Raw genomic sequence first — 12689 nt, 5'->3', positions numbered from 1 at the left:
CAACTCTATACGTAACTTGGTTGAACTGTCGAGGTTTTGACCAGTCAGACGACGAATGGTTCTCGTTTCCACTATAAATGACCGATGGGTTATTCACAGACTGCAGGGTCCAGCGTCCGGCGGGGGTGATCGCGCACGGATTTCGGCAGCTAAACCGCGTTATACTGCGCCCCGCTGAAATTGGTGGCCAGAGAGCAGATGAGCACAGACCGCGCGCGGGACAATGCCCTGCAGGGCGAGCCGGCAGTGACCGTGGATGCCCGCGGTCTGCCGTGTCCGCAGCCCTTGCTGGCCATGCGCCGGGCCCTGCGGGAGCAGCCGGCGGGCACGCTGTTGTGCGTGCTGGCGACAGATCCCGGCTCCTGGCGCGATTTCCACAGTTTTGCCGAGCTGAGCGGTCGCCCTCTCCTGAAAGCCGAGCGCGGGCATGGGGAGTTCCATTACTGGCTGCGGGCCGGTGCGCTGGGCCACGGGGAGCCGAACGCTGACTGAAGAGATTCTATGCTGACCATCGTACGCAATTGGGTAAACCGCTATTTCAGCCAGGAGGAAGTGGTCCTGCTGGTTTTGCTGCTCCTGGGCGCCCTGGTCCTGCTGGCGACCCTGGGCCAGGTGCTGGCACCGGTGCTGGCGGCGCTGATCATCGCTTTCCTGATGCAGGGCATGGTGCAGCGTCTCAAGTCGTGGGGCGCACCCCACTGGGCGGCGGTGACTACCGCCTGTACGGTGCTGGTGGGAATCATCGCGGCGCTGGGGTTTATCGTCCTGCCGATTATCTGGCGCCAGCTGGTGCGCCTGTTTGCCGAGCTGCCCAATATGGTGGAGCAGGGACAGCAGCTATTGCTGCTGTTGCCGGAGCGTTTTCCCACCCTGGTATCTGCAGCGCAGATCCAGGAGGTCTTCAATACGCTTGGCAGTGAGCTGGGCACCCTTGGCCAGACCCTGCTGACCTTCTCCATCGCCAACCTGCCGATTCTTGCCGGTATCCTGATCTACGCGGTGGTGGTGCCGATCCTGGTGTTCTTTTTCCTCAAGGACTCCGATCGGCTGGTCAACTGGTGCGCCTCATTCCTGCCCAGCCGCCGGCCGATGTTGCGCCAGATCTGGTACGAGATGAATGAGCAGGTGGCCAACTATGTCCGCGGCAAGGTGATCGAGATCGGTATTGTTGCCGTGGTCAGCTATATCGCCTTCCTGATCCTGGGGGTCAACTATGCGCTGTTGCTGGCAGTGGCCGTGGGCCTGAGTGTACTGATCCCATACATCGGTGCCGCAGTGGTCACCATCCCGGTGGCGGCGATCGGCCTGTTCCAGTGGGGGCTCAGTAGCGAGTTCCTCTACCTCATGCTGGCTTACGGCATTATCCAGTTACTGGATGGCAACGTGCTGGTGCCCCTGCTTTTTTCCGAGGCGGTCAACCTGCACCCGGTGGCCATTATCATGGCGGTGCTGGTATTCGGTGGTATCTGGGGTTTCTGGGGTGTTTTCTTTGCCATCCCGCTCGCGACCCTGGCCAAGGCGATTATGAATGCCTGGCCCACTTCGGAACACCAGGCCGAGTGGCAGGCGAGGGAAGAGGCTGAAGAGGAAGAGACTGCCGACACTACGAATTAACCCTATGTTTAGCAGGGAGTTACGGGCCGGTTCGCTCTCTATCATTCAAATCAGGAAGAAGGTCCCGCGCACAGGGGAGCTGTGCGCGGCGCGGACTTTTGTTAGAATCCCGCGCTTTATTTTTGCCCACCCGCACAGGTAATAGGAAAGATCCATGAGCCTTGCTGATAAAGTACTGGCGGTCAATGATGATCTGCCGATCCGCACCGACAAACCCATCCACAGCGGCAAGGTCCGCTCGGTTTACTGGCTGACTGAAGAGGACAGCCGCCGCCTGATCGAGGAGAAAGGCTACCCGGTAGCCCCGGATGCTCCGCTGGCGGTCATGGTGATCTCCGACCGTATCTCCGCCTTCGACTGCATCTGGAAAGGAGAGGGTGGCATGCGCGGTGTGCCGGGCAAGGGTGCGGCGCTGAACGCGATTTCCAACCACTGGTTCCGGTTGTTCCGCGAGAACGGCCTGGCAGACAGCCATATCCTGGATATCCCGCATCCGCTGGTGTGGATCGTGCAAAAGGCGCGCCCGGTCATGATCGAGGCCATCGCCCGGCAGTACATCACCGGTTCCATGTGGCGTGCCTACGCCAAGGGCGAGCGTGAGTTCTGTGGTATCGAAATTCCGGATGGCCTGCAGAAGGACCAGAAACTGCCGGAGCTGTTGATCACCCCGTCCACCAAGGGCGTGCTCAAGGGCATTCCGGGGGTACCGGAAGCGGACGATGTGAACATCACCCGCAAGAATATCGAGGACAATGTCGAGGCATTCAATTTCCGCAGCGAAGAGGATATCGACCTCTACGAGAAACTGCTGAAAGAAGGCTTTGACATGATCTCTGCCGAGCTGGCCAAGCTCGACCAGATCTTTGTCGACACCAAGTTCGAGTTCGGTTACGTGACCGATGCCGACGGCAAGGAAAAACTGATCTACATGGACGAGGTGGGCACGCCCGATTCCTCGCGCATCTGGGACGGTGAGCAGTATCGCCAGGGCAAGATCGTCGAGAACTCCAAGGAGGGCTTCCGCCAGGCCCTGCTGGATTACTTCCCGGACCCGGATATCCTGCTGAACAAGGAGCGCATGGACGAGCGCCAGGCGCTGGCTCGTGACAACGAGCTGCCGGAGTCCATGCTGATGGATGTGTCTGCCACCTACGTGGGAATTGCCGAGAAAATCATCGGCAAGAAGCTGGAGCTGTCCGACAATCCGCGGGCGGAGCTGATCGATATCCTCCGCGACCAGTACGGCCTGGTCGACTGAGCCGAAAGGATCCTGGCAGTAAAAAACCGGCGCTTGCGCCGGTTTTTTTATGGCGGGAATCACGTAACTTGCCGCCTGCCACAATTCGCCATAATTCTCCCCCTCTCCGCCATATGGCGGCCCCCTGATTGCCCGGTTGCCCCGTTGTAATGACCTCCATAGAGAAAATGAAATGGAGGGATGGCCGTGGACAGGACAATTTTTTCCGGACAGCGGATACCGCGCGAACTGGTGGTGTTGCCCACAGAGGAGTATTACCGGCGCCGCTACCGCAGTGACCGGCGTGGCCGCTGGCTGCTGTTACTGGTTACCGCCCTGGCGGTGGTGGTGGGCGCAGCCGGGAGTCGGGCGAATGTGCCCGGGGACACAGTCACCCGGGAGGTGTCCCTGGAGCAGGCCGGCAGTGGCGACCTGCTGTTCAAGGCCAGCGGGCAGGGTAGATACCAGCCCGCACTGCACCTGAACAGCCGCGCAGAGTTGCGGGTGCGCGGCCTGCTGGCGGAGGTGGAGCTGGAACAGGTGTTCGAGAACGCCACAGGCCGCTGGCAGGAGGCGGTTTATGTTTTCCCGCTGCCACCGCAGGCAGCTGTCAACGGACTGGAAATCCGTGTGGGCGAGCGCCGGATTGTGGGCAGGGTCAGGGAGCGCCAGCAGGCGGAGCGAATCTACCGGGAGGCCCGGGCGGCGGGAAAGCGGGCGGCGCTGCTGGAGCAGCAGCGCCCGAACCTGTTTACCAACCGGGTGGCCAATATTGCTCCCGGGGAAAAAGTCCGTGTGAGCGTGCGGTTCCTGATGCCGGTGGGTTTCGACAGTGGCAGCTTCAGCCTGCGGCTGCCCACGACCCTGACGCCGCGTTATATTCCGGGCCGGGCCGATGCCCCGGACGAGGCAGTGAAGGAGTTGCAGCTGGATGGCAATGGCTGGGCGCTGCCCACCGACCAGGTGCCGGATGCGCACAAGATCAGCCCATTTATGCAGCCGGCGGCAGAACTGACGGACAGCGGCAGTCATCGAATCGCCATCGAGATGGATCTGGAGGCTGGCCTGCCCCTGGCGGATATCCACGGCCCCTACCACGATATCGATTTTAAGCAGGTTGGCGGTGGCGCCTATTCCGTATCGCTGCGCGGCGGGGATGCGGTGATGGACCGGGATTTTGTGTTGCGCTGGCGCCCGCGCCAGTCGGCCCTGCCCCGGGCCGCACTTTTTACCGGTGTGGTCGCGGATGACGCCGGCGCGCCGGAGGAAGGTGCGGTCGGCGAGGGCGGCGCGGACCGTGCGGGCACTTACCTGCAATTGCTGTTGTTGCCGCCGGACCTGTCCGGTAAAACCCGTCGGCTGCCCCGGGAAGTGGTTTACGTAATCGATACTTCCGGCTCCATGGGTGGCTCTTCCATTCGCCAGGCGCGCGATAGCCTGTTGCTGGCGCTGTCCCGCCTGCAGCCCGGGGACCGCTTCAATATCATCGAATTCAACAGCATCACCCGCCCGGTGTTCCCCCGGCCGGTAGCTGCCACTACCGATAACCTGCGCCTGGCGCGGTCACAGGTGGAAGCATTGCAGGCACGTGGCGGCACGGAAATGGCGCCGGCCCTGCGCAAGGCGTTCGGCCAGCAGCTGCCCGGGGACGAGACCCTCGTGCGGCAGGTGGTTTTTATTACCGACGGCGCGGTGGGCAATGAGGCTGCCCTGGTCGAGCTGGTGCGCCAATCGCTGGGGGATGCCCGCCTGTTTACCGTCGGTATCGGCTCGGCCCCCAACAGTTATTTCATGCGCAAGGCGGCGCAGATTGGCCGGGGGGCGTCGATCACCATCGGGGATATCGGTGAGGTCAGCGCACGGATGCAGTCGCTGTTCGCCAAGTTGGAGAATCCGCTGGTTACCGACCTGCAGGTTACCTGGCCGCAAGGCCTGCACGTGGATGCCTATCCCAAGAAGATGCCCGACCTGTACCGGGGCGAGCCGCTGCGGCTGGTGGCCCGGGTGCGGGGATCGGCCCTGCGGGGCAAGCTGATGGTGAGCGGCCGCCTCGCGGGCCGGCAGTTCCATCGTGAGTTGGCGCTTACCCCCGGCAGGGATGCGGAAGGGCTGGGCAGCCTCTGGGCGCGCAGCCGGATCGAGGCGCTGCGGGACCGACAGCGCGCCGTGGGGAAAAGCAGCGCTGCAGGGAAGACGCTGCGCAGTGAAATCCTAGAGCTGGCGCTGGCGTTCCAGTTGGTCAGTCCTTACACCAGTTTCGTCGCGGTCGAGGAGGCGCCCGTGCGCCCGGAAGGTGAGGAGCTGGCCGAGAGCCCAGTGCCCAATGCCGTGGCGCGCGGGCAGGTGCTGCAGCGCCAGAGCTATCCACCCACGGCTACCGGGGTCTATGCCCAGCTGCTGACGGCACTGGGTCTGCTCGGCCTGGGCGCCGGCCTGGGATGGGGGGGCCGGCCGCGGAGCAGTACCTGGCGGCGTTCGCGCGCCGCGACTGGCCGGTGGTTGCGGCGCTGGTTGCGCCGGCGCCTGCCCGACCCGCGGCGCGCGCGGCTGTCACTGGAGCGGCAGTTGGTGAGGGCCGGCTGATGCTGCGGGCCCTGCTGGTGATGTCGTTACTGCTTGCCGGTGCCTGGCAGCTGGGGGACGCCGCCTGGCTGCTGGCCAAGGCCCGGCTGGCCCACCACCTGATCGACGATGCCTGGGAGGAGCAGCTGCGGCAGGGTGAGCCCGTCCGGCCCTGGCCCTGGGCGGATACCTGGCCGGTGGCGCGCCTGCGCCTGGGCGAGGCGCGTGCCCTGCCGGTAATGGCGGGAAGCAGCGGCCAGGCACTGGCTTTCGGTCCCGGGCTGGTGGAGGGCTCCGGGGAGCCGGGCGATCCCGGGCGCACCACGGTCATAGCGGCGCACCGGGATACCCATTTCCGGTCCCTGCAGTCGCTGCGGGCCGGCACCGGGGTGTCCCTGCAGGGCCGGCACGGACGCTGGCACCGCTACCGGGTTACTGAAACCCGGGTGGTGGACAGTCGGCGGGAGCTGATGCCGGTTTTCGCGGGCCCCGGCCTGTTGCTGGTAACCTGTTACCCGTTCAATGCGCTGGCCGCCGGCGGGCCGCTGCGTTTCGTGGTCTATGCGGAATATCTCGGCGCCGGCAGGGCGCCGGAGGTGTGACTCAAATGACAAGTTTGGACTGCATTTTGTAATTGATTTCCGCTTTTTTGCCGCAATATCCTCCGCTAATGCGCCAATTTAGAGCAGAATTGTTTTAGAAATTGGTTTTAATTGTTACTAAATGTCCTATCTGGAAAAATTCTTGTAGTAATACTACAATCCCCCGCGCTCCGGCTCCCGATTGACCGGCTGGCCACAGAAAGCCGCCGCCCGGGGAGCCGCTTCACAATCGAAAAAAGACATGTTTGCCGGCAGGCTGGCGCAGGATCATCCTCGATTGCCGCTGCAGAAGTGGATAATACTGGGGAAGCTCTGCACAAGTTCATAACCTCTCTGCGGTCCCTGAAGGATGCAGATGCAAGGCGCAGTGCGCAGTGAATGGCAGGGTCCTTTACAAGCGCTGCAACGCAGCAGGTGTATTCTTCAGGGACCGCCCTTTGGGGCATTCAGGCATGCACGCACCCGGCGTTGCAGTCCCTTGACGGGCAACCAGCCCGCCATCGTGACCGCGCCCTGATTGCGAACATGCCTGAAAGCCAGAGAGATCATGGACTTGTTTAGAGACTCCCAAGACTCTGCATTTCCGCCAGCGTTGGCGGTGAATTGGCGCAATTGCTGAAAAAAGGAAGCAATTTTCTTCCCGCAAGGTACTTTGCCCGATTGCGCCTGATTGCCAGGAAATTACCTGAGAAAGAACAGATACCGACTCGACGTCGCATAAATCGCCGAGGAGCACTTGATGCACGAAGAAAACGACAACCAGGAAACGCAGGAATGGCTGGATGCGCTGCAGGCGGTAATCCGCTACAGCGGCAAGGAGCGCGCAGCGTTCATCCTGAAGCAGCTCTCCGATCGCGCCACCGATGTGGGGGTGAAACTGCCGGCGGCCATCACCACGCCGTACCGCAACACCATCCCGCCCAGCGCCGAGAAGCGTATGCCGGGCGACCTGTTCATGGAGCGCCGGATCCGCTCGCTGATCCGCTGGAACGCGCTGGCGATGGTGGTTCGCGCCAACTCCAACAGCGACAGCCTGGGCGGCCATATCGCGAGCTTCTCCTCTGCCGCCACATTGTATGACGTCGGCTTCAATTACTTCTTCCGCGGTAATGAGGGCGAGGAACGCGGCGACCTGATTTTCTTCCAGGGCCACAGTGCCCCGGGTATCTATGCCCGTTCTTACCTGGAAGGCCGCTTCGACGAGGAGCAGCTGGACAATTTCCGTCGCGAAGTGAACGGCAACGGCCTGTCCTCCTACCCGCATCCGTGGCTGATGCCTGAGTACTGGCAGTTCCCCACCGTCTCCATGGGCCTGGGCCCGATCCAGGCAATCTACCAGGCGCACATCATGCGTTACCTGTCCGCGCGCGGCCTGTCGCCGCGCGGTGATCGCAAGGTCTGGGCATTCCTGGGCGATGGCGAGTGCGATGAGCCGGAAACCCTGGGCGCCATTTCCATGGCCGGCCGCGAGAACCTGGAAAACCTGGTGTTCGTGGTCAACTGTAACCTGCAGCGCCTTGACGGCCCGGTGCGCGGTAACGGCAAGATCGTGCAGGAACTCGAGGGTGTCTTCCGCGGTGCCGGCTGGAATGTAATCAAGGTGCTGTGGGGCCGCCTGTGGGATCCGCTGCTGGAGAAAGACGACAAGGGCCTGCTGCAGAAAGTCATGGACGAGACCGTCGACGGCGAAATGCAGAACTTCAAGGCCAACGGCGGTGCTTACACTCGCGAGCACTTCTTCGGCAAGTACCCCGAGCTGCTGGAGATGGTCAAGGATCTCTCCGACGACGAGATCATGAAGCTGAACCGCGGTGGCCATGACCCCTACAAGGTCTACGCAGCCTACGCGGAAGCCATGGCCAGCAAGGGCAAGCCCACCGTGATCCTGGCGCAGACCGTGAAGGGCTATGGCCTGGGTGCCGCCGGTGAAGCGGCGATGGATACCCACAACGTCAAGAAGATGGACACCGAGGCGCTCAAGCGCTTCCGCGACCGCTTCGCGATCCCGATCACCGACAAGGAAATCGAGGAAGTTCCGTACTACCGTCCGTCTCCGGACAGTCCGGAAATGAAGTATATGGCCGAGCGTCGCAAGTCGCTGGGTGGGCCGGTTCCGTCTCGTAGTACTGAGGTGGCGAAGCTGGAAATTCCTGAACTGGATGTCTTCAGCGCGCTGACCAAGGGCTCCGGGGATCGCGAGATTTCCACCACCATGGCGTTCGTGCGCGCGCTGTCGGCGCTGGTGAAAGACAAGAAGATGGGGCAGAACGTGGCTCCCATCGTGCCGGACGAGGCGCGTACCTTCGGTATGGAGGGCCTGTTCCGGCAGCTGGGTATCTACTCCTCCCAGGGGCAGAAATACACCCCGGTGGACCATGGCCAGATCATGTATTACAAGGAAGACAAGAAGGGCCAGGTGCTGGAAGAGGGCATCAACGAGGCCGGTGCCATGTCCGCGTGGATGGCCCTGGCCACTGCCTACAGCAACCACGGCGTGCCGATGGTGCCCTTCTACATCTACTACTCGATGTTCGGTTTCCAGCGTATCGGCGACCTGGCCTGGGCTGCCGGCGATATGCAGGCGCGCGGCTTCCTGATCGGCGCCACCGCCGGCCGCACCACCCTGAACGGTGAGGGCCTGCAGCACCAGGACGGCCACAGCCACGTGCTGTCCGCCACCATCCCGAATTGCAAGAGCTATGACCCGGCCTACGGTTACGACCTGGCTGTGATCCTGCGCCATGGCCTGAAAGAGATGTATGAAGAGCAGAAGAACCTCTTCTACTACGTCACCATCGAGAACGAAAACTACCTGCAGCCGGAAATGCCGCAGGATGTCGAGGAAGGCATCATCCGCGGTATCTACAAGCTGGAAGGCAATTCCCGCAAGGCCGGCAAAGGCAAGGCGGCCAAGAAGCACGTACAGCTGGTGGGTGCTGGTTCTATCCTGCGTGAGGTGTTGGCCGCGGCCGATATCCTCGCCGACCAGTTTGGCGTTACGTCTGACGTATGGAACCTGACTTCTGCCACTGAAGCGGCCCGTGAGGGACAGGATGTGGCGCGCTGGAACATGCTGCACCCGACCGAGGAACCGCGCAAAGCGTGGGTCAGTGAGCAGTTCGAAGGCAACAAGACGCCGGTGGTCATTTCCACCGACTACATCCGCGCCTACGTCGAGCCCCTGCGCGAGTTTATCGACGGCGACATGGTTGCCCTGGGCACAGACGGCTTTGGTCGCAGTGATAGCCGCGAGCAGCTGCGCCGCTTCTTCGAAGTCGACCGTAACTATGTGACCATCGCCGCGCTGACGGCGCTCGCCAAGCAGGGTGTGATTGAGGCCAGTGAGGTTGCTGATGCGATCAAGAAACTGAATGTCGACGCGGAAAAAGTAAACCCGCGTCTCGTCTAAGGCTCGCTGGATAAGGAAGGCAGAAACATGGCAAAACAAGTCATTAAAGTGCCTGATCTCGGCGGTGCCGATCAGGTAGACGTGATTGAAATTTCCGTAGCAGTGGGGGACACCGTTGCGGAAGAGGATTCACTGATTGTGGTGGAGGGCGACAAGGCCTCCATGGATGTGCCGGCGCCCTACGCCGGCAAGATCACCAGCATCTCTGTGTCCGAGGGCGACAAGGTCTCCGAGGGCGATGTGATCGGTGAAATGGAAACCGAGGCCGAAGGCGAGAGTGGCGAGGAGGACGCGGAACCGTCTGAAGAAGCCACCGAAGAATCGCCCTCCGAAGCGGATGAGGAAGCCGGTGAAGAGCCCGGTGAAGCGTCAGCAGGGGCCGGAGAAGAGAAGGAAGAAACCGTCACGGTTCCAGACCTTGGTGGCGCCGATGCCGTGGACGTGATTGAAATCACAGCCCAGGCCGGTGACGAGGTGGAAGAGGGCGATTCCCTGATCGTGGTGGAGGGTGACAAGGCCTCCATGGACGTGCCGGCTCCCTTCGCCGGCACCGTAGTCTCCATCGACGTCAAGGAAGGCGACAAGGTTTCTACCGGCGATAAGCTGGGTGTGATGAAGGTGGTTTCCGGCGGCGCGCCGTCCGGCGCCAAGCCTGAAAAGAAGGTGGAGAAGAAAGCCCCGGCCAAAGAGTCCGCCCCTGCTGCGCCGGCGGAAGAATCTGGTGCTACCTCCGAGCCGCCTGCAGCACCGCAGAAAGACCACGCCCTGCACCGGGACCTGACTGTTTCGGCGGAAGTGTACGCCGGTCCGGCGGTGCGCAAGCTGGCGCGCGAGCTGGGTGTTACCCTGACCAAGGTAAAACCGAGCGGACCCCGCAACCGTGTTACCAAGGATGACCTGAATGCCTATATCAAGGAGCAGGTGAAAAAGGCCGAGAGCGGTGCCGTGGGTGTTGGCGGTGGCCTGGGCGTGGCCAAGATGCCGGAGATCGACTTCTCCCAGTTTGGCCCGGTTACCACCGAGCCGATGAGCAAGATCCACAAGCTCACTGCGGCGAACATGTCCCGTAACTGGCTCAATGTGCCGCACGTAACGCAGTTCGACGATGCCGATATCACCGAGCTGGAGGACTTCCGCAAGTCCATGAAGGCGGAGGCCGAAAAGCGCGGGGTGAAGCTCACGCCGGTGCCGTTCCTCCTGAAAGCGGCGGCAGCCGCGTTGCGTGCCGAGCCGAGTTTCAACGTGTCGCTGCATAATGATGGCGAACATATTGTGCGCAAGGACTATGTGCATATCGGTATGGCTGTTGATACGCCGAAAGGCCTGATGGTGCCGGTCATCCGCGATGTGGACAAAAAGGGACTGTATGAGCTGGCGGAAGAGGCCAGTGCCATGGCCGCTGCGGCACGCGACGGCAAGCTCAAGCCGAAGGATATGCAGGGCGCCTGCTTCACGATTTCCAGCCTGGGCGCAATTGGTGGCAGTGGTTTCACCCCGATCGTCAACTCTCCGGAAGTGGGGATCCTGGGTGTTTCCAAGCTGAGTGTGAAACCGGTCTGGAATGGCTCGGAGTTTGTCCCGCGCAAGATGCTGCCAGTGGCGCTGTCGTATGACCACCGTGCGGTAAACGGCGGTGACGCCGGTCGCTTCCTCACCTATATGGTCAGCGTCCTCGCGGACGTGCGGCGCCTGCTGCTGTAACGGCGTCGTTTTCCACTACTACCCGAGGCCGGGCAACCGGCCTCGGGCAACCGGCACATGTCGTGCCGGTTGCCTTTGTCCCTGCTTTCTATTTTCTCTCCTCTCCATTCCTTCCCTCTCCTGCACGTTCAACCTGTTGGCCATTGTCCGTAACTTGCGTCGACTGCCAGCGTTGTATACCTCCTTACGTTGAATCCCGCGCAAATCTTGCCCCCTGTGGCGCGAGCCCAAACATACGCCAGCTAAACTGAGGGTGTAACAGCGGAAAGCGCCGTTCGAAAATCAGAGGTATTCGGAAATGAAGCGCATAGGGATGTACGCTCTGTCTGTGACACTGGCAGCGGCCCTGCAGGGTTGTATCTTTGTTCCGGTCGAATCCGGTGATCGCGATGACCCCTTTTACTTCAACCCGGACGATGTCCGGCCCAGTGCAAATTTCGTCGAGGTGGGGCACTACATGCCCAATACTTACCTGCCTCCCGCCAGCAGCCGGCAGTGCTCGACCGAGTCGGAGCTGCGGAAAGTAGGGTCGCCCTGTTGGTTTTTCCCGATAATGCGGGTTTACTGAGCGCAGGGATATACTTGGCAACTTTTTGCCTGGCGGGACGCAATTGCCCGGAAGCCGGCTCGGGACAGCCGCGAAATACATGCATGGACGATGTTCAGGAAAATCACAGCGGGACTGTGCAGGCGTCGTTGCCCGTCAGTGGTCCTGCTGCAATGTTGGAGGTTCAGGTTCATGCAGGTTAGAACGCTAGCTGTATCCGTATTTGCTGCTGCGCTACTGGGCGGTTGTGGTAGTACCGACCCCCGTGACGACGTTGTCTATCCCTATAGCCAGCCGGTTCCCCGTGCGGCCGAGTATCGTGCGCCGGCACCGACCAATGCCGAGCCACGCAGCAACTATGGTTCATGCCCCGGTGATGCCGAAGAGCTGGCCCAGGGGTCCATCTGTCCGCCAACGGCACAGTGTTTCGATATTTCCGGTGGCAAACGGTGCATTGTCTATGAGAAATAAAATTCCCGGTATCGTCGCGCTCAGCCTGGTGCTTCCGGGTTGTGCCGGTACCAGTTTCGACGGTTTCTGGGGTGACCTGCGCGGTACACCGCAGGTTTATGGTTACCGCTCGGTGCCGGTAGAGGAGATGCCCGCGTTCCCGCGCTATTGCCTGGCCAGTGATCCGCTGGTGGGGCCGCTGGGCCAGTGCCTGGAGGCTGCCCCGCACTGTTACCAGCTGGATACCGGCGACTGGTGCGCGGGTCCCTATTCCCCATTCGTGCTGGAGCCCTCTTACCACGCGCATCTATACCAGTCCAAATAGGTACTTTGAGTCGTTCGCGCGGTATAACTGGTACTGGAGGCTGGAGCGATTGAATCTTCTTGCCCGTGCTATTTCGGGGGCTGCCGGTTTATTGGACCCCCGCCGGGTCGTGGGCGAGAGATTGTTTCGCCGGGGTAAATTTGTCAATTGCCCGGTGATAGTGGAAACCGTGACGTCTGGCAGGGCGTTTTGGGGCCTCAGTCCGATATGCTATCTCCAAAGCAGACCATTTCGCTTGGAGG

General features: G+C 61.7%; 10 protein-coding genes. All 10 read left to right on the top strand.

Translation table 11 applies throughout. From position 1 onward, the window contains the following. Window positions 1-198: 198 nt before the first annotated feature. The 10 genes from ACH6CX_RS13765 (at window position 199) to ACH6CX_RS13720 (ending at window position 12447) form a co-directional block, all read left to right on the top strand. On the top strand, window positions 199-492 hold the full coding sequence (locus ACH6CX_RS13765; protein ID WP_232941120.1) for a sulfurtransferase TusA family protein: 294 nt from the start codon (window positions 199-201) through the stop codon (window positions 490-492). Window positions 493-501: 9 nt separating this feature from the next. Next, window positions 502-1614: an AI-2E family transporter gene (locus ACH6CX_RS13760; protein WP_232941122.1), complete on the top strand. Its 1113-nt coding sequence runs from the start codon at window positions 502-504 to the stop codon at window positions 1612-1614. Between the two features lie 154 nt (window positions 1615-1768). Continuing rightward, the gene (locus tag ACH6CX_RS13755) at window positions 1769-2872 is read left to right on the top strand and encodes a phosphoribosylaminoimidazolesuccinocarboxamide synthase (protein WP_232941123.1); all 1104 of its coding nucleotides are present in this window, start codon (window positions 1769-1771) and stop codon (window positions 2870-2872) included. A 186-nt stretch (window positions 2873-3058) separates the two neighbouring features. Beyond that, complete coding sequence (locus ACH6CX_RS13750) at window positions 3059-5434, top strand: marine proteobacterial sortase target protein (protein WP_396675569.1); 2376 nt, start codon at window positions 3059-3061, stop codon at window positions 5432-5434. Next, window positions 5434-6015, top strand: coding sequence for a class GN sortase (locus tag ACH6CX_RS13745; protein WP_232941125.1), 582 nt, complete (start codon window positions 5434-5436; stop codon window positions 6013-6015). Before ACH6CX_RS13750 ends, ACH6CX_RS13745 begins: the two co-directional genes overlap by 1 nt. A 739-nt stretch (window positions 6016-6754) precedes the next feature. Then, a complete protein-coding gene (gene aceE, locus ACH6CX_RS13740) occupies window positions 6755-9424 on the top strand; it encodes a pyruvate dehydrogenase (acetyl-transferring), homodimeric type (RefSeq protein ID WP_232941127.1) in 2670 nt (889 codons plus the stop codon). 27 nt (window positions 9425-9451) lie between these two features. Continuing rightward, window positions 9452-11125 (top strand): dihydrolipoyllysine-residue acetyltransferase, encoded by a 1674-nt coding sequence (aceF, locus tag ACH6CX_RS13735; protein WP_232941128.1) that lies wholly within the window; start codon window positions 9452-9454, stop codon window positions 11123-11125. 298 nt (window positions 11126-11423) lie between these two features. After that, window positions 11424-11693, top strand: a complete 270-nt coding sequence (locus ACH6CX_RS13730; RefSeq protein ID WP_232941130.1) for a hypothetical protein — start codon at window positions 11424-11426, stop codon at window positions 11691-11693. Between the two features lie 171 nt (window positions 11694-11864). Then, window positions 11865-12143 (top strand): hypothetical protein, encoded by a 279-nt coding sequence (locus tag ACH6CX_RS13725; protein ID WP_232941132.1) that lies wholly within the window; start codon window positions 11865-11867, stop codon window positions 12141-12143. Continuing rightward, complete coding sequence (locus tag ACH6CX_RS13720; protein ID WP_232941133.1) at window positions 12133-12447, top strand: hypothetical protein; 315 nt, start codon at window positions 12133-12135, stop codon at window positions 12445-12447. Before ACH6CX_RS13725 ends, ACH6CX_RS13720 begins: the two co-directional genes overlap by 11 nt. Window positions 12448-12689: the final 242 nt, after the last annotated feature.

Source organism: Microbulbifer sp. JSM ZJ756 (genome assembly GCF_044383805.1).
Lineage (GTDB): Bacteria > Pseudomonadota > Gammaproteobacteria > Pseudomonadales > Cellvibrionaceae > Microbulbifer > Microbulbifer zhoushanensis.
This window is presented reverse-complemented; position numbering and strand designations above follow the sequence as displayed.